This window comes from Mucilaginibacter sp. NFX135, from assembly GCF_048565145.1.
Taxonomy (GTDB): Bacteria; Bacteroidota; Bacteroidia; order Sphingobacteriales; family Sphingobacteriaceae; genus Mucilaginibacter.
In genome coordinates, this window is sequence record NZ_CP183412.1 from 2,372,047 (window position 1) to 2,389,046 (window position 17,000).

The window sequence follows — 17,000 nt, forward strand, 5'->3', positions numbered from 1 at the left end:
GCGTGGTTTATAAAAATCGTTTAGTTTTATGGCTCTAACCCAAAACCATATTTTAAACTATGATCAGCCGTACAGGTCTCCGGAAAATTGCAGCACTGGCTATTGCCATTTGCACCCTGTGTTTTAGTTTGTATAGTGCTAAGGCACAAGGTACTAAACCAAAGTTTAAGGTAATAGCCTTTTATACAGGTCGTAACGATAAGGCGCATATCAGCTTTATGCATGAGGCTAACCGGTGGTTTCCGGCCATGGCCAAAAAGTACAATTTCGCCTACGACTCCACCAATAACTGGAGTAATATGAACCCGGAGTTTCTGGCCAAATACCAGGTAGTAATATTTTTAGATACCCGCGCCGATGACCCTGCACAACGGGCTGCTTTTGAGCAATATATGAAAAATGGTGGCGCCTGGATGGGTTTCCACTTCGCGGCCTTCGCGCTCACACCATCAGATTATCCACAAAACTGGGACTGGTACCATAACGAATTTCTGGGATCGGGACAGTATAAAAGTAATACCTGGCACCCTACCTCGGCTATTTTGCGGGTTGAGGATTGTAAACACCCGGTTATCAAAGGTTTGCCGGTTACTTTTAAAGCATCGCCTAATGAGTGGTACCGTTGGGAAAAGGATCTGCGTACCAACCCGGATATTAAAATATTGCTGTCTATTGATTCAACCAGTTTTCCGCTGGGCACGGGGCCAAAACCTTACGAAATATGGCATAGCGGCTACTACCCGGTAGTGTGGACAAACAAAAATTATCGCATGGTTTACTTTAACATGGGGCATAATGCTATTGATTATGATGGCGGTACCAACAAGGAGCAATCACAAACTTTTGATAACGATATTCAAAACAAGCTGATCCTCAATACACTTCTGTGGCTGGGGAATGGTGAAAAGTAAAGATCTTGATTCTTCGTAATGGTGTCATTTTTTTAGGAAGTCATCCTGTAAAGGGTGGCTTTTTGCAGCCGGTTTATACCTTTGGGGATACCAATCTCCATCTATGAAGAAAATAAAAGAGATTTTTACCCAGGTAAAAGAGCTGCAACATAGTGATAACGAGGATATAACCGACCTGCTTTGGCAGCTGATCTGCTATTCACCTAAATTCCCGCTGAGGCTACAGCAGCAACAGTTACTGGACGAAGCTACACCATTTACACTGGAGGTTGATGATCCGCATTTTAGTCATTCCATACTAAAATTTAATGGTTTTATATGGGGTAATGGGAGTCGTAAAGTGCTGATTACCCACGGCTGGAGTTCAAAAGGAGCTGATTTTATTGATCTGATCACCGCGCTCCGAACTATAGACGACTTACAGATCATCGCGTTTGACGCGCCGGGTAATGGCAGCTCGGAAGGGGAGCTCTCCAACCTGCTGTTGTTTGCGGAGGCAGTTAAGGCCGTCATCCGCACTTATGGTGCGCCTGATATTATGATCTGTCACTCATTGGGTGTAATGGCTAATACCGTGGCTATAAAAGAAACCGGTATTAAACCTTCGTTATTAATCAATATAACGCCTATGGTGAATTTAAAGGAAAACTTTATAGCAACCATGAACAGCGCAGACGTGCCAAAAGCTGCTCAGGATAAGTTTTTTGAGCGCTTTAATCAAATATTTGATGTGCCTACTTCTTATTTTAACCTTGCCGATATATACCAGGAAGACATCGCGGTAAAACACTGGCTTTCCTATGACCGGGATGATAAGATGACGCCTTTTTTCTATATGCAGGAGCTTTTAAACAGGCACCCGGTTATTACATCTAAAGAATATCCAAATGCCACGCATGAAAGGATCATTAAGGATCCGAGGTTGATAGAAGATGTTTTGGAGTTGGTGAGGCAGGCGTTATAATAAAACAATATAAAATCAAAGCGTCATTGCGAGGCACGAAGCAATCCCCAATAAGCAGAGCCGCTCTGTATAATATAGAGATTGCTTCGTACCTCGCAATGACGTGGTTTTTTGCTTAGAGGTCTGGTCTCCTGGTTCTCTCCTTAAACTACTTCACTTTGTCCCGAATAATACTTCAACTCAATAAGGTCATGAGGCAGTGGTTTAGTATTCCAGGCTTGATGGATGGCCAGCGCGGTGCCTACAGCGGTAGCCTGTGCCATGGATGCGGCGTATACTTCCAGATGGGGAAAGGCGAAAGCGAGCAGGTGCATAAATACGGCGTTCTTACTGAATCCACCATCTACAAAGATTCGTTGCACTTTACAACCCTCTAACACATACCCTGTTGAAACGGCTTGCTGTTGTACAATGTCTATCATCAATTGATGATAGGCTTCTGTATCTGTTTTAAAATCATGCAGATCGCGCAGTTCAAAAACTGATTTTTGCAGTTCCCGTTCTTTGGGTTTATCCTGTACTGCCTGTTGATTTTGTAACTGGGTTACGATAGCTGGTTCAAAAGTCATTGTCCGGTATTTGATCGCATCCTGGTTAAAATGGGCGGCTATGCGCTTTACCTGCTCCTCGTAATCGTAACCGGAAAATAATCGAGAGGCTTTAACGGGACTGCCTTTGTATTGCAAATAGTTAAGACAATCATGTTTCAGTTCATCTTCGGTAAGCGGTGTTTGGTTAAAAGGGTTAAGGCTGATAGACCAGGTGCCCGTTGATATCAATACAAAAGGCATATTAAAGCTCACCAGGTAGGGGATAAGCGCCGCCGAACTATCATGCAGCCCGATCCCCACACGGTAAGTACTCCCCGGAAATATAGCTGGAAGCACCGTGTCGGCAGGTTTAAGCGGGGCCATTTTGGGTAAAATGCTCTCCTGGTCAACCCAGTGGTGATAGTTGTTCTTGCCGAAATTCCAAAGGGCGGTATGACAGCCGATACTGGTTAAGTCGGTTACCATCTGACCGCTAAGCAGGTAGCTCATGTATTGCGGCAAATGCAGGGCATATTTTATTTTTTTAAATATCTCTGGTTGTTGGTATTTAAGCCTGTATAGCTGTAAGCCTGAGTTCAGGTTGCCTAAAACGGGCGAGGCAGTTTCACGGGCAAACTGGGCTTCATCACCATAGGTTTCATAAAACTGCCTGCCTAATTCGGGTGGATATGACTTAAGGTAATTATACAAAGGCGTAAGCGGGTTGCCACTGTCATCAACATACACAAAACTGGCTCCATAGGTTGAAAAATTGACTGCTTTAAGGTCAAACTCTTTGTGTTTGAATATCTCGCGCAGCGAATCAAATACCGATAACCGCAGGCTGTCCAGGTTTTCGCAGGCGTCGCCATCCTCGTCATGGGTTTCGGTAAAGCGGGCCGTTCTTTCAAAAACTATTTTATAGTTCTCGTCAAAAAGAAACAGCTTTTTATTGGTTTTACCCACATCAAAAACGGCTATAACGGGTATCGGCTCCATATTATAGACCTGTAGATACGGCTAATGCGCCGCGTTCGCTGATCAGTTGTTTGCGTACTGCCTGTTGTCGGTATACTTCCAATGGTTGTAACGCCCCACCTGCTCTTAAGCGCGATTCGGCAAGCAGCGGACGTACATCAGTGCGGTAGGCATGTTGTAGAATTTCCTGGGCAAGTACCACATCATTTTGCTGTTGCGCCTGCTTCAGTGCCTGCTGATCAACCAATAATGCCTGCGTATAGGCTATTTTGATGGCTTCTACCGACTGCAACAGATCTTCAACAGGGTCTTTGATATTGTGCGATGCGTCGATCATCCAGCCAATACCGGTAGCGTGGTTCATACCCCGGGCATCCATACCTTCAACCAGTTCATTAAATATCAGGAACAATTGGTATGGGTTTATGCTGCCCACAGTAAGGTCGTCATCACCATATTTAGAATCATTGAAATGGAAACCTGCCAGTTTGCCTTCCATCAATAAAAGTGATACAATTTGCTCAATATTGGCACCTTGTAAATGGTGACCGAGATCGACCAGTGTTTGCGCCTGATTGCCTAATTTGGATGCCAGGAGGTATGATTGCCCCCAATCTCCGATGGTGGTGGAGTAAAAATTAGGCTCGTAGGGCTTATATTCTATCCAGAGCTTCCAGTCGGCAGGCAGGGCAGCATAAATTTCCTGAAGGCTCTCGAGTGTACGTTCAAAGGCGCCGCGCATATTAAGTTGCCCCGGAAAGTTTGACCCGTCTGACAGCCAAAGTGATAGAGCTTTAGAATTTAGTTCGACACCATAATCGATTACCTCGATATTATGTTCGATAGCCTGCTTGCGCACTGCTTTATCTACATGGTGCAAGGAGCCGTATTTATAGCTATGCTGCTGTGATGGCTGATCCTGGAAGGTGTTGGAATTTACCGCATCAAAATGTAAGCCATGCTGACTGGCCAGTGCTTTAATCGAAGCTGCATTGTCTGGAATATCCCAGGGAATATGCAGGGAAATGGAGTTACTGCTTTTGTTCAGGGCGTGTATCAAGCCTACGTCTTCTACTTTTTCTTCCAGGCTGCGGGGTTCGCCACCACCCGAGAAACGACCAAAGCGTGTACCCCCGGTACCTAATGCCCAACTGGGTATAGCTACCTGGAAATCGCCCAGTTTTTTAAGAACGGTATCCAGCCCCTTTATATCAGCGGCCACAAAATCAAACTTACGCTGGTGCGTGGTTTGTTGTTTGTGGTTGGCTTCATCAATAATACTCTTCTCTAATTGCATGATTATTGGTTTATAATATGTATTACTAAAACCATGTCATTGCGAGGAGGAACGACGAAGCAATCGCGAATTGTGCAGATTTGCCCTGTATAGTTCGCGATTGCCGCGCTTCGCTCGCAATGACATGGCTGGTTTTATCTTTTGTCATTTATCTCCGAATCTTTGCTCGCAAAAATTACCTCACAAAAGCCATCGCCACACCGCCATCCACATTCAATACATTACCGGTTGATTTGCTGAGCAGGCCGCCGGTAAAGGCAAAGCAGGCATCGGCAATATCGGCAGGCAGAATGATCTGGTTGAGCAGGGTACGTTTGGCATAGTAGGCCGGCAGTTCTTCAACAGTAATACCATAAGCTTTAGCACGACCTTCGGCCCATCCGCCGGCCCAAATATTACTGTCGCTGATCACCGCATCCGGATTCACCACATTTACCCGGATCCCGTCTGCACCCAGTTCTGCAGCGTTCAGTCTGCTCAGGTGCAATTGTGCTGCCTTAGCCGAGCCGTAACCCGCGTTGTTAGGCCCGCTTACCAGTGCATTCTTACTTACTATATTGATAACATCGCCACCAATATCTTGTTTTTTCATCACCGCTACAGCGGCCTGGGTAATAAAGAACTGACCTTTTACCAGCACGTCATATAGCAGGTCCCAATCTTGCTCGGTATGATCCGCAATGGATTTGGATATAGATAGGCCCGCGTTGTTCACCACGATATCCACCCCGCCAAAAGCTAAGGCTGCGGTTTCCAAAGCGGCATCTATCTGCCTGGCATTGGTCACATCCAGCACTGCTGTACTGTAGGAGTCTTTGCCGTATTGTTTTCTGAATTCTTCGCCGGCGCTGTCCAGGCGTTCGGTGTTCATATCATTGAGGATCACTACCGCGCCCTCGTCCACAAATTTCCTGGCGATGGCCTTGCCTATACCACCGGCACTGCCCGTGATCAGGGCTATTTTGCCCGATAACGCTTTGGGTTTTGGCATCCGCTGTAGTTTGGCTTCTTCCAGTAACCAGTACTCGATATCAAAAGCTTCCTGACGGGGTAAGGAGGTGTATTCAGAAATAGCTTCGGCGCCTTTCATTACGTTGATGGCGTTGGTATAAAACTCAGCAGCAACACGTGCGGTTTGCTTGTCTTTGGAGAACGAAAACAGACCAACACCCGGATACAGGATGATCACCGGGTTGGTATCCCTGATAGCCGGACTGTTATCGTGCTTGCAGGTATTGTAATAGTCGGTATACATCTGGCGATAAGCTGCAAATGCCGGTGCCAGGCGTTCCTGTAATGCTTTTGCATTGCTTAGATCCTCATTGGGTTGGAGCTCCAATACCAGCGGACTAATTTTAGTACGCAAAAAATGATCGGGACAGCTGGTTCCCAAAGGCGCCAAACGACCAAGATCATTGGAATTAATAAATTCCAGCACCCGGGTATCATCCGTAAAATGACCGATCATATGCCTTTCGCTGGAGCAAAAACCACGCAGGATAGGGGCAATAGCGGCAGCCTGCTTTTTACGACCGGCTTCATCCAGACTTTGGATTTTTTGACCACCAAACACAGGACCATTTTTGCCATAGTTTTCTTCCAGGTATTCGGCACAGCGCTCTATCACCTCCAGCGTATTGATATAGCTTTCATAAGCGGTATCGCCCCAGGTAAACAACCCGTGTGAACCCAACATGATGCCCCGGATACCCGGATTTTCATCCAGGCATTGCTTGAGTTGCAGACCCAATTCAAAACCTGGTTTTTTCCACTCCACCCAGCCGATGGTACCGTTAAACAGCTCCTGGGTTATTTTTTTACCATCCTTAGCTGCTGCTATGGCAATGGCAGCGTCGGGATGCAGGTGGTCGATATGTTTAAATGGTAAAAAACCATGCAGGGGGGTATCAATTGATGGCGCTTTAGAGGCCAGATCGTATATGCAATGGTTAAAAAGCTCTACCATTTCATCCTCATAGGCTACACCCCGGTAAACGTTTTTAAGGCTGCGCAGGCGGTCAACGTACAATGCTGCCAGTCCACTTTTTTTGAGCGTGCCAATATCACCACCCGAGCCTTTGATCCACATAACCTCTACCTCGCTGCCGGTGAGCGGGTCTTTTGACAATACCTTGCACGAGGTATTGCCCCCGCCGTAATTAGTTAGTCGCAGATCGGCTCCTAACAGGTTCGAGCGGTATATTAACAGGGCAACTTCATCCCCTTCCAACCTGGCGGCTTCGGCATCATCCCATAGATAGCTTACGTGTTTGAATGGTGTTGTTCTGACAGACATATATTTTAATTATTGAATTATTGAGTTAGTGATTTAAAGAATTGCTCAGTTTTGAATTAATGATTTGGGTTACTGAATGTTTTAATTATCTGTTTACTTGATCGAATTGCCATAACCAACTACCAGTACCGATAAAATGATAACCGCTATGCCGGTTATTACGGTAGCAAAGGCTCTTTTACTCACGCCCTTCCATTCTTTTAATATCAATCCCCACATATTGGCTATCAGGATAATAAAGGCCATGTGCAGTATCCAGGAGCTGGCGCCATTACCCATTTTGCTTTCGCCCATGCCATAAAAAAAGAACTGCAAAAACCAGGTAGTCCCTGCCAGTGCCGCAAACAGGTAGTTTTTAAGCAATGGTGTTTTTTGATCGGTATAATTGCCAAAAGTTTTGTTGCGGGCATTTAAAACCATGCACCATATAAAGTTGGTGGTTAGGCCGCCCCATAGGATAATAATATAGGTAACGTTGTTCTGGAACAGGAAATTACCCTGTGCCGGATGAGCAGCCTGCCAAAGCTGATTTGCAGTATCGGCCATGCTTTTACCTGCCTCTATGCCAAAATTAAAACAAGCGCTTAATACCCCGGATACAATGGCCACCAGTATACCCAGGCCAAAGCGGTAATCCTTATTTTCCTGGGCTATAGTCCCATTGGCTGATAGTTCTTTTTCCTTCATCATACCGGCTTTGCCGCATATCACAATGCCAGCTACACAAAGCAGAATGCCCAGCAATACCATTTGCCCCCAGTTAGAGTGCAGCATCATGCTAAAAGTATCCTTACCCGCTTTTGGGAAGATATCATAATAAACCGATGGTATCAGGGCGCCAAAAACGGAGCAAAGGCCCAATATAATGGTGCTGCCTAATGATACGCCTAAGTATCGCACACCCAAGCCATAAGTGAGTCCCCCGATGCCCCAGAGCAAGCCCATGAGGTACGTCCATCCGATAACTGAGCCTTCGGTATGGCCGATAATATCTGCAAAACCCGGAATAGTTAACCATGCGGCCAGTGGAGGTACTATGAACCAGGAAAAAATACCGCCCACTATCCAGTAGCTTTCCCAGGCCCAGCCCTTAACTTTTTTATAAGGGATGTAAAAGCTCCCCGAGGCAAAGCCGCCGATAAAATGGAAGAAAACTCCAAAGATTATTTGCATATACGAACAGGTTTATATTGGTAAAGCTAATTTAGGGAATAATTAGGCTGAAACTGTCATGGACTGTCATGGGAACCTCACCCCGGCCTTCTCCAAAGAGTAATAGCCCATGAAAAGGCATAAAGCGGAAATTAAGCATATATCGACTCATCCCGACGTCGCTGCGCTTGTCACCCCTCTCTACGCTTCGCGCATAAAGGGGATTTTTTCTTTCTTTTTCTCAACCCTCTTTGCGGCGAAGCCGCAGAGAGGGTGGTCCAGCGAAGCGTAGACCGGGTGAGTAGGCTATGCCACTTGTTTTTAACCTTGTAAGTTTAAACGCTGCCTTTTCACGGGCTATTACTTTCCAAAGGAGAGAGATTTGTCTATTTGCGTTTGTTTGTAACCTCATGTATAGGGAAGACAAAAAGGAGCGAGAGATGGTGCGATTCCCTTCTCAAGAGTAATAGCCCATGATTAGACATAACAAACGAATAACATCCAAAAAGGGGCTGTCACCCTGAGCTCCGTCGAAGGGTCGAGCGCAGAGGCTTGCCCACCATGCTTCGACGGAGCTCAAATAGGAACGTGTTTGTTTTTTATCCTTTCGTCCATTGTCTTTTTATTCTAATTTAGGACTTGATATGCAATCATACATTTTAGGTATAGATATAGGCACGGGCAGCACCAAAGCGGTGGCTATAGCGTTAACCGGGAAGGCTTTGGGCGTGGTACAAAACCATTACCCTATTAATAGTCCTGAGCCGGGCTACAGTGAGCAGGATCCGCTATTGATATGGCAGGCTTTTGTAAAATGTATGCGGGATATAACCACTAAGATAGGTTATGCACCTATTGCCGTAAGTTTTAGCAGTGCTATGCATAGCATCATCCCGGTTGATGAAATAGGAACGCCGCTATCACCTATGATCACCTGGGCCGACTCGCGGAGTGAGCATATTGCACAGGAACTGAGGGCTTCGGCGCAAGGTCCTGAAATATACCGGATCACCGGTACACCTATACATGCCATGTCGCCGTTGTGTAAGCTGATCTGGTTGCGTACTAATAAACCGGAAGTGTTTATACCAACACGCAAATTTATATCGATCAAGGAGTTTATCTGGCTTAAGCTGTTTGGTAGTTTTGAAGTCGATTACTCCATTGCTTCGGCTACGGGTTTGTTTGATATACTAAAGCTGGATTGGAGTTCGGAAGCCTGTGCGCTTGCAGGTGTTTCAGCCAATAAATTGTCAACTCCCAGGAATACCACTTACCATCGTGATGATCTGAATCCGAACACAGCTGCTCTGTTGAATATAACCTCCAAAACCAGCTTTGTTATTGGTGCGAGCGATGGCTGTTGTGCCAATTTAGGTAGCCATACCACCGGACCGGGCATCGCCGCGCTAACCATCGGTACCAGCGGGGCTGTACGCATTACCAGCCCAAGTCCGGTATACAATTTTGAGGGGATGACCTTTAACTATCTGCTTAACCAGGATACTTTTGTATGCGGCGGTGCGGTAAATAATGGTGGCATAGCCATTAACTGGTTGCTGCAAAACTTTCTGCAAAAAGAAAAACTATCCCCGGCAGATTACGACGAGTTGTTCGCTACGATAGATATCATACCTGCAGCAAGCAATGGATTGATCTTTTTACCCTATTTATATGGCGAACGTGCCCCGCTTTGGGATACCCAGACCAGCGGCGCGTTTTTTAATATCAAACCAACTCATACCCGGGCTCATTTTTTAAGGGCAGCGCTGGAAGGCGTTTGCTTTGCCTTGTATGATGTGTTGAAAACGGTGGAGGATGCCTCGGTGAATATTACCCAGGTGAACATTAGCGGGGGCTTTGTCAGTTCGGCTACCTGGACGCAGGTCCTGGCCGATATTACCGGTAAAAAACTGGTGGTATTACAGCCCGAAGATGCATCGGCAGTGGGCGCTATTTACCTGGCTATGCAGGTGCTGCACCCTGAAAGTTATGATCAGCTTACACACATAGATAATCAAATAGTTATCGAACCGAATGCCCAAAACCACGAGTGGTACAGCAAATTATTTCCGACATTTAAGAAGCTGTACCGTGATCTCATGGATTCTATGCACCGACTGCATGAATTAGATATTTAAAAAGGGGATTTATTGGTTAAATGGATCGGGGAAGACTTTTCCGGCTAAAAGGTCCAGAAATTCAGCATCGGTGATCAGGCAGTTGTTTAGCTCTTGTGTTAGTTTTTCCTTATTTAAATGCTCGCCGATAAAAACCAGTTCATTGTGGCGGTCGCCAAATTCTTTCGACCAGTTTTTTTCAATCAGTTCCCGGTTCTCTACAAAGTCATGAAATTTGATGCGCTTTTGATAAGGCATGCTGGCCCACCAAACGCCGGCGTTCTCCAGGCGTGAAGAACCACCAGCCTGCGAAAAATTCAAGGCATCATCGGGTGCCGAAGCTATCCAGAACAAGCCTTTGGAGCGGATAATATTTTGAGGGAAATCATGATGCAGGTAATGATAAAATCTCTCAGGATGAAACGGTTTTTTTGACCGGAATACGGTGGAGCTGATGCCATACTCCTCGGTTTCGGGTGTATGTTCACTGTTCAATTCTTTGATCCATCCAGCCGACCGCGATGCTTTGTCAAAATCAAACAACCCGGTATTCAATATCTCGGCAGGATCGATTTTGCCAAATTGGGTATGCAATATTTTAGCGCCTGAGTTTAATTTGGAGATCACGGCTTCCAATACCTTTACCTCTTTGGGTGAAACCAGGTCGGTTTTGTTAAGCAGGATCACATCGGCAAATTCAATTTGGTCGGTAAGCAGGTTAACAATGGTACGGCGGTCATTGGGATCATCCACCAGATCGCGGTTTAATAATAACTCAGAGCTGCCAAAATCCTTATAAAAGTTAAAGCAATCTACCACGGTAACCATAGTGTCCAATCGTGAAAAACGACTCAGGTCGATACCTGCTTCTTCATCCGCGAAGTTAAACGTCTGGGCAATAGGGATAGGCTCAGAAATACCCGTACTCTCAATCAGCAAATAATCAAAACGGCCTTCTTTGGCCAGTTTTTCTACCTCAATCATCAGATCCTCGCGCAGGGTACAACAAATGCAGCCATTGCTCATTTCTACCAGTTTTTCTTCGGTACGTGATAACGTTTTTTGATTGGCTACCAATTGCGCATCAATGTTTACCTCGCTCATATCGTTAACTATAACGGCAACTTTCAGGTTCTGCTTGTTATGCAGTATATGATTAAGCAGGGTTGTTTTGCCACTGCCTAAAAAACCGCTGAGCACAGTTACCGGTAATTTCTTTTCCATCGCTTATTATTTGAGACAAATATAATCGATTTTAAATTAAATGCAATTATGTTGCATTTAAAAATTAAAACAAAGAAGGTCTAAAAGGCATATGATCTCTACTAATTACAGGTCAAAAGCCCGGGCAAAACGATAGCAGCAATAAACTATTACAGGAGCGGCTAACACGTCCATAGTGTAATGGATATGTTGTATAAGCAGTAATGCCATTACAATAAGGGCGGCAATAAGCGCGATAGCCTTATCGCGTTTTTTCTCCAGATGAAGGAAAATAAGCACCATGGTTGAAGTATGCCCCGAAAAGAAGAGATCTTTGGTGATGGCAGCATGTCCATAAAAATAACTGGTGAGCGGATCAACTAAAGGAACCAGACCCGGAGGAGGATCAAGCTTTACCAACGTGAGGGATATAAAGCGGGCGATACAAACAAATATCAGCGTCCAGATGTAGGTAGTGCAAATAGCAGGCTTATAAAAAGCCCTTACAGCCATCAGGATACCCATACCCCATATCAGTGCAAAAATAGGTATGGAAACATCGTAGGCTGGCAAATGAGTCAATACCCAGTCATTAAGTATCATGCCATTCCGGCTTTCGATTCCTCTGAAAAAGCCGGGCATAATGTTAATAATGGCTGTTATGAGGATACTGCCAATGAGTAGCTTAACGCGTTTTAAACTGGTATCATAAGCAGTTAGCCAGTTTTGTTTTAATCTATATAGAGCAGTATTGGGCACAGTTTATATCTGGATAATGTGTTCAAAAATAACGTATTGACGTCAATATTAATTAGTTGTTACCAAAAAGTTAAAATAAATATTGTAAAAATATGAAATTAAATTGATGCAATTATGTTGCGTTATGCTTTATATTTGCATATGAATATTCCAAAAAACACGTCCTGGCTTGATCATATCGGAATAACTGCATCAACTTTGTGCGCCATACATTGCGCTATAGTACCGGTGCTGTTTACCAGTTTGCCGCTGTTGGGGTTGGGCTTTTTGGCTAATGTTTGGATAGAATGGGGGATGATTGTGCTGGCATTGGCCATCGGAATATATTCTATAGGTTTGTCTTATATCCGGATACACAAACGCTTGCTGCCTCTATGTTTACTGCTGGCAGGTTTTGCAGTTATTTTGCTGGGACATGCGTTTGTAAGCGGCTGGCCCGAAGTAATCATCGTACCAACCGGCGGATTGCTGATTGCGGCCGCGCATTTTGTAAACTATAAATATACAGGCAGCTGCAGATATTTAATAAAAGAGAATGATCAAATGCCGGTATACTGAATGATAGGCGACAATCTTAAACTTTCACCAATCAGCCAAACCTTATTTTAAACCATTAGTTATTCTTGCTAAATTTGCAGGCTTATATTATAACCTAATTAAATGGCACAAACCCGCAATAATTTTCATTTTGAAGATTTGCTGAACAAGCATCATTTAAAAAAAACTGCGCCAAGGCTCAGGGTTTTATCCATGATGTCATCAAGGAGTGCAGCTACTTCCCAGCCCGATCTGGAGAGCGTAATGAGCGACATTGACCGGGTTACGCTTTATCGCATCCTGAATGCCTTTGAAGAAAAGGGCATTATCCATAAGGTATTTGATTTAAATGGTACAGCCAATTATGCGCTGTGCAGCTCCAATTGCGATGAAGGCCATCATCATGACGAGCATTTGCATTTTAATTGTACCAACTGTAAAAACGTTTATTGCCTTGATGATCTGCATTTGCCGGCAATAACCCTTCCCCCTGGATTTGAACCCACTGGTTTTACCTTGTATGCTACCGGCTTATGTCCAAAGTGCAGTAAAAAAGCGCCTAAAAAATGATCTTTACTAAAAAGCTTTTTTACTTGATTACCGTAAATTGCGGACTATTATTTTTATTCCTTAGTCTTTGTTCATTTACTCCGCAGAGAGATACTATTCCAACTACATCTACTTTTAAGTTTAAGACTATTATTATTGATGCCGGTCATGGTGGTAAAGACCCAGGAGCCCGCGGATCATACTCCAACGAAAAAACGGTGACATTAGCCATTGCTCAAAGGTTAAAGGCCGCTATTGATTCGCAGATCACCAGCGTTAAAACCATTATGACGCGTAATGATGATACCTTTATTCCGCTTAATCAACGATCGGTAATTGCCAATCAGAATCATGGTAACCTGTTTATCTCCATACATTGTAACTCATCACCGGAGGGTAACGCGGCTATCGCGCATAAACGTAAGGGTGTACTGCTGCTGGTTTATGGTTTCCACCGCTTAAAAGAACAGGAAGAAGCCGTGCGCGAAAACTCCTCTATATTTATTGAAAAAGATTACAAGCAAAATTATGAGAGCTATGACGAAAGTGATCCCTCCAACCTCATCATCCTCAATGCCTACATCCAAAAATACCGCAAGCAAAGCATCCTTTTTGGTGATCTGCTCAACACCGAGTTTGTAGATACCAATGGCCGCGAGAGTAACGGCGTAAAGGAACAGGGCGTATTGGTACTGGCCCACAGCGCCATGCCCGCCGTACTCATTGAAACAGGCTTTATCAATAATCCAGAAGAGGAAGATTATCTGAACTCACCCGAAGGACAAAACGAGATCGTTCAGTCAATCATCCGGGCTATCAATAATTATCGAAAAGCTATCGGAGCGCTGTAATTTGAAAATGCTTTAAGTGGAGGAAGCGCGATTCCCCTCTTGAGAGGGGTGGAGGGGTGTGTTCTTTTCTCGCATCATAACACACCCCTGCCATTACACAACCTATCTCACCCCCTCTCAAGAGCTACTGTGTGGACACATCTTTTCAATGCACTATAGTTAAAAAAAGTTGCTCCAGAGGAGCAAAATGTCGGTAGCAATAATAAAAAGTTAACCTCTTTTAGTGCCATAGGTACTACACTAACCGACTTAGGGTCTATTAACGCACTATTATTTGCCCCACGAAGTTAAAAAGTGACGTACCTACGGCACGTAAAAATTTCTTTTGATCCTTCTTCTACCGACATTCAGCCCCTACAGGGCACATTAAAAGATGTGTTCACACAGTAGCTCTCAAGAGGAATTTTAACAGCACATTTTCACCATAAACAGCTATATTCGGCTTTAACAACTCCATGCCGATGATCAATACCTGTACCGTCGTTTTAAAATATATCCGTTATACATTATGCTTTTGTTTATTGATGAATGTGGTACATGCCCAGGTCAAAGAGCAGGGTATTATACCACAGCCTTATAGCATTCAAAAAAACGGTGAGGTATTCCGGTTCTCGCCTGCTGTGGCTATAAATATCCGTGATGGTATCAGTACAGATAATCTGATTTTTTTTAACCAATATTTTCATCAACTGGCGGGATATAACTTATCAGTCAAAAAAACTATTGCTCCTTCCATTCAATTAAGTATAAATTCTAATAAGATTACAGAGCCCGAGGGCTATCAATTATCTATAGCATCTAAACAAATTAATATTATCGGGCATGATCAGGCCGGCGTGTTTTATGGCTTGCAGTCATTGGTTCAACTACTGCATAAATCAAACGGGAAAATAACTGTACAGGGATGTACTATCGAGGATCATCCGCGATTTGCTTACCGGGGGATGCATTTGGATGTAAGCCGTCATTTTTTCAAAGTGAATGCTATAAAAAAGTGGATCGATCTTCTGGCCCTCTACAAGATCAATACTTTTCACTGGCACCTCACTGATGATCAGGGCTGGCGCATCGAGATCAAAAAATATCCGCTGCTGCAAAGCATTTCCGCTTATCGCGATGAAACCATTATTGGTCATAAAAAGGATAGTCCCCACCGCTTTGATGGCAAACGTTATGGCGGTTATTATACGCAGGAGGAAGTAAAAGCTGTAGTGAAATATGCTATGGAAAGGCATATCAGCATTATCCCGGAAATTGAAATGCCGGGTCATGCGCTGGCAGCACTGGCGGCTTATCCAGAACTGGGATGTACCGGCGGTCCTTATAAAACAGCCACTTACTGGGGAATATTTGACGATGTGTATTGTGCCGGCAACGAGCAGACTTTTACCTTTTTGAAAAATGTACTGGATGAAGTGCTGCCGCTTTTCCCCTCCAAATATATCCATATCGGCGGTGACGAATGCCCGAAAACCAAATGGAAAACCTGTCCAAAATGCCAACGACGCATTAAAGATGAGCATTTGAAAGATGAGCACGAGTTGCAGAGTTATTTTATTGGCCGGATGGAAAAATACCTGAACAGCAAAGGGCGGCAGATCATTGGCTGGGACGAGATCCTCGAAGGCGGATTGGCGCCTGGCGCCACCGTTATGAGCTGGACAGGCGAGGAGGGTGGCATTGCCGCAGCCAAGCTGCATCACAACGCTATCATGACACCCGAAAAATACGTTTACCTGGATTATTATCAATCCCTGTATCCCAGCGAACCTTTAGCCGGCGGCGGGTATACACCTTTGAGTAAAGTTTATAATTACGAGCCGATAACCAAAGAATTAAGCGGTGATGAGGCTAAATATATAAAAGGTGTACAAGCCAATGCCTGGAGCGAATACCTGGCCAGCATGGCACAAGCTGAGCATCAGATATTTCCAAGGATTCTGGCTTTGGCCGAAATTGGGTGGACAGACAAGGAGAATAAAAGCTATCCCAACTTTTTGAAACGCCTGCGCTACGAACAGCCGCTGCTTAAACAGCTCAATATCAACCTTGCTGATACTTTTGATGAAATTACCGATAGTGTTATGGAATCGGCAGACCGTCAGATACAACTTGCCCTGAGCAGCACTTTGCCTGGCAGTCAGATCTATTATACCACCGATGGCACTACACCAGGATTAAAAAGTAAGAAGTATGACAAACCGTTCTTGATCAGCACATCGGGTAAAATAAAGGCAGCTGTATTTAGCGGAACAAAGCAATATGGGCGCGTATATGAAAAAGATTTTCATCTCCATAAAGCTATCGGTAAAACGGTAACCCTTACCAATCAGCCTCAAGGTGGATATAATCCCGGCAATACATTTGGCATGGTGAACGGAGTTTTTGGCAGTAAACTGTATAACGACGGGCAATGGTACGGTTTCAATGGTGATGATCTGGAAGCGGTGGTTGATTTGGGGAAAGCTCAGCCGGTATCACAACTGGGCATCAATATTTTAAAATACCATTGGCAAAAAATGTGGGAACCTACGCTGCTCACCTTTGAAATATCGACAGATGGAAAAAACTATACCGAGGTGTACCGTCAAACTACCTTTAACGATAATGGGATCAACGCGGTAAGAGCGAATATAAAAACCACGCAAGCCCGGTACATCCGCGTAAAAGGAACCAACAAAGGCATCATTCCACCCGGCGAATACATTGCCGGGGCAAAGGCATGGTTAATGGTGGATGAAATTGTAGTAAAGTAGGTTGTGCAGATGTGAAAGTAGATGTGCGGATGTGCAAATATGCAGATGTGCAAATGATTTTATTTGACAATCTATTTTTCATCTGCACATCTGCATA

The 17,000-nt window shown here is 44.5% G+C and carries 13 protein-coding genes; 7 read left to right on the forward strand and 6 right to left on the reverse strand.

The genetic code is table 11. The features are described from left to right. Positions 1-59: 59 nt before the first annotated feature. On the forward strand, positions 60-911 hold the full coding sequence (locus ACNURT_RS10230) for a ThuA domain-containing protein (RefSeq protein ID WP_419701661.1): 852 nt from the start codon (positions 60-62) through the stop codon (positions 909-911). A 103-nt stretch (positions 912-1,014) separates the two neighbouring features. Further along, positions 1,015-1,875 (forward strand): alpha/beta fold hydrolase, encoded by an 861-nt coding sequence (locus tag ACNURT_RS10235; RefSeq protein ID WP_419701662.1) that lies wholly within the window; start codon positions 1,015-1,017, stop codon positions 1,873-1,875. Between the two features lie 143 nt (positions 1,876-2,018). Here the strand turns inward: ACNURT_RS10235 and ACNURT_RS10240 are convergent, their stop codons facing one another. The 4 genes from ACNURT_RS10240 to rhaT all read right to left on the reverse strand — a co-directional run bounded on the left by ACNURT_RS10240 (position 2,019) and on the right by rhaT (position 8,149). Further along, positions 2,019-3,404 (reverse strand): FGGY-family carbohydrate kinase, encoded by a 1,386-nt coding sequence (locus ACNURT_RS10240; protein ID WP_419701663.1) that lies wholly within the window; start codon positions 3,402-3,404, stop codon positions 2,019-2,021. A 1-nt stretch (position 3,405) separates the two neighbouring features. Further along, positions 3,406-4,680, reverse strand: coding sequence for a TIM barrel protein (locus ACNURT_RS10245; protein WP_419701664.1), 1,275 nt, complete (start codon positions 4,678-4,680; stop codon positions 3,406-3,408). Positions 4,681-4,855: 175 nt separating this feature from the next. Next, on the reverse strand, positions 4,856-6,976 hold the full coding sequence (locus tag ACNURT_RS10250; RefSeq protein ID WP_419701665.1) for a bifunctional aldolase/short-chain dehydrogenase: 2,121 nt from the start codon (positions 6,974-6,976) through the stop codon (positions 4,856-4,858). 93 nt (positions 6,977-7,069) lie between these two features. After that, a complete protein-coding gene (rhaT, locus tag ACNURT_RS10255; protein ID WP_419701666.1) occupies positions 7,070-8,149 on the reverse strand; it encodes an L-rhamnose/proton symporter RhaT in 1,080 nt (359 codons plus the stop codon). A gap of 623 nt (positions 8,150-8,772) precedes the next feature. Here rhaT and ACNURT_RS10260 point away from each other — a divergent pair. Then, a complete protein-coding gene (locus ACNURT_RS10260; protein ID WP_419701667.1) occupies positions 8,773-10,269 on the forward strand; it encodes a gluconokinase in 1,497 nt (498 codons plus the stop codon). Positions 10,270-10,278: 9 nt separating this feature from the next. Here ACNURT_RS10260 and ACNURT_RS10265 read toward each other — a convergent pair whose 3' ends face one another. Together ACNURT_RS10265 and ACNURT_RS10270 are read right to left on the reverse strand one after the other, a co-directional pair. Then, positions 10,279-11,472 (reverse strand): GTP-binding protein, encoded by a 1,194-nt coding sequence (locus tag ACNURT_RS10265; protein ID WP_419701668.1) that lies wholly within the window; start codon positions 11,470-11,472, stop codon positions 10,279-10,281. A gap of 105 nt (positions 11,473-11,577) precedes the next feature. Next, positions 11,578-12,210, reverse strand: a complete 633-nt coding sequence (locus ACNURT_RS10270) for a phosphatase PAP2-related protein (RefSeq protein ID WP_419701669.1) — start codon at positions 12,208-12,210, stop codon at positions 11,578-11,580. A gap of 141 nt (positions 12,211-12,351) precedes the next feature. Here ACNURT_RS10270 and ACNURT_RS10275 point away from each other — a divergent pair, with 141 nt between their 5' ends. The 4 genes from ACNURT_RS10275 to ACNURT_RS10290 all read left to right on the forward strand — a co-directional run bounded on the left by ACNURT_RS10275 (position 12,352) and on the right by ACNURT_RS10290 (position 16,903). Next, a complete protein-coding gene (locus ACNURT_RS10275; protein ID WP_419701670.1) occupies positions 12,352-12,768 on the forward strand; it encodes a MerC domain-containing protein in 417 nt (138 codons plus the stop codon). Positions 12,769-12,870: 102 nt separating this feature from the next. After that, a complete protein-coding gene (locus ACNURT_RS10280) occupies positions 12,871-13,317 on the forward strand; it encodes a Fur family transcriptional regulator (RefSeq protein WP_370998598.1) in 447 nt (148 codons plus the stop codon). Further along, positions 13,314-14,147: an N-acetylmuramoyl-L-alanine amidase family protein gene (locus tag ACNURT_RS10285; protein WP_419701671.1), complete on the forward strand. Its 834-nt coding sequence runs from the start codon at positions 13,314-13,316 to the stop codon at positions 14,145-14,147. Before ACNURT_RS10280 ends, ACNURT_RS10285 begins: the two co-directional genes overlap by 4 nt. A 461-nt stretch (positions 14,148-14,608) precedes the next feature. Then, positions 14,609-16,903 carry a family 20 glycosylhydrolase gene (locus ACNURT_RS10290; RefSeq protein WP_419701672.1) on the forward strand — a complete coding sequence of 765 codons (2,295 nt, stop codon included), beginning with the start codon at positions 14,609-14,611 and terminating at the stop codon, positions 16,901-16,903. Positions 16,904-17,000: the final 97 nt, after the last annotated feature.

What these genes read in the sequence shown, in the direction of transcription:
- ACNURT_RS10250 (WP_419701665.1), bottom strand. Translation starts at nt 6,976, where the DNA reads ATGTCTGTCAGAACAACACCATTCAAACACGTAAGCTATCTATGGGAT.
- rhaT (WP_419701666.1), bottom strand. Translation starts at nt 8,149, where the DNA reads ATGCAAATAATCTTTGGAGTTTTCTTCCATTTTATCGGCGGCTTTGCC.
- ACNURT_RS10290 (WP_419701672.1), top strand. Translation starts at nt 14,609, where the DNA reads ATGATCAATACCTGTACCGTCGTTTTAAAATATATCCGTTATACATTA.
- ACNURT_RS10265 (WP_419701668.1), bottom strand. Translation starts at nt 11,472, where the DNA reads ATGGAAAAGAAATTACCGGTAACTGTGCTCAGCGGTTTTTTAGGCAGT.
- ACNURT_RS10280 (WP_370998598.1), top strand. Translation starts at nt 12,871, where the DNA reads ATGGCACAAACCCGCAATAATTTTCATTTTGAAGATTTGCTGAACAAG.
- ACNURT_RS10230 (WP_419701661.1), top strand. Translation starts at nt 60, where the DNA reads ATGATCAGCCGTACAGGTCTCCGGAAAATTGCAGCACTGGCTATTGCC.
- ACNURT_RS10235 (WP_419701662.1), top strand. Translation starts at nt 1,015, where the DNA reads ATGAAGAAAATAAAAGAGATTTTTACCCAGGTAAAAGAGCTGCAACAT.
- ACNURT_RS10285 (WP_419701671.1), top strand. Translation starts at nt 13,314, where the DNA reads ATGATCTTTACTAAAAAGCTTTTTTACTTGATTACCGTAAATTGCGGA.
- ACNURT_RS10260 (WP_419701667.1), top strand. Translation starts at nt 8,773, where the DNA reads ATGCAATCATACATTTTAGGTATAGATATAGGCACGGGCAGCACCAAA.
- ACNURT_RS10240 (WP_419701663.1), bottom strand. Translation starts at nt 3,404, where the DNA reads ATGGAGCCGATACCCGTTATAGCCGTTTTTGATGTGGGTAAAACCAAT.
- ACNURT_RS10275 (WP_419701670.1), top strand. Translation starts at nt 12,352, where the DNA reads ATGAATATTCCAAAAAACACGTCCTGGCTTGATCATATCGGAATAACT.
- ACNURT_RS10245 (WP_419701664.1), bottom strand. Translation starts at nt 4,680, where the DNA reads ATGCAATTAGAGAAGAGTATTATTGATGAAGCCAACCACAAACAACAA.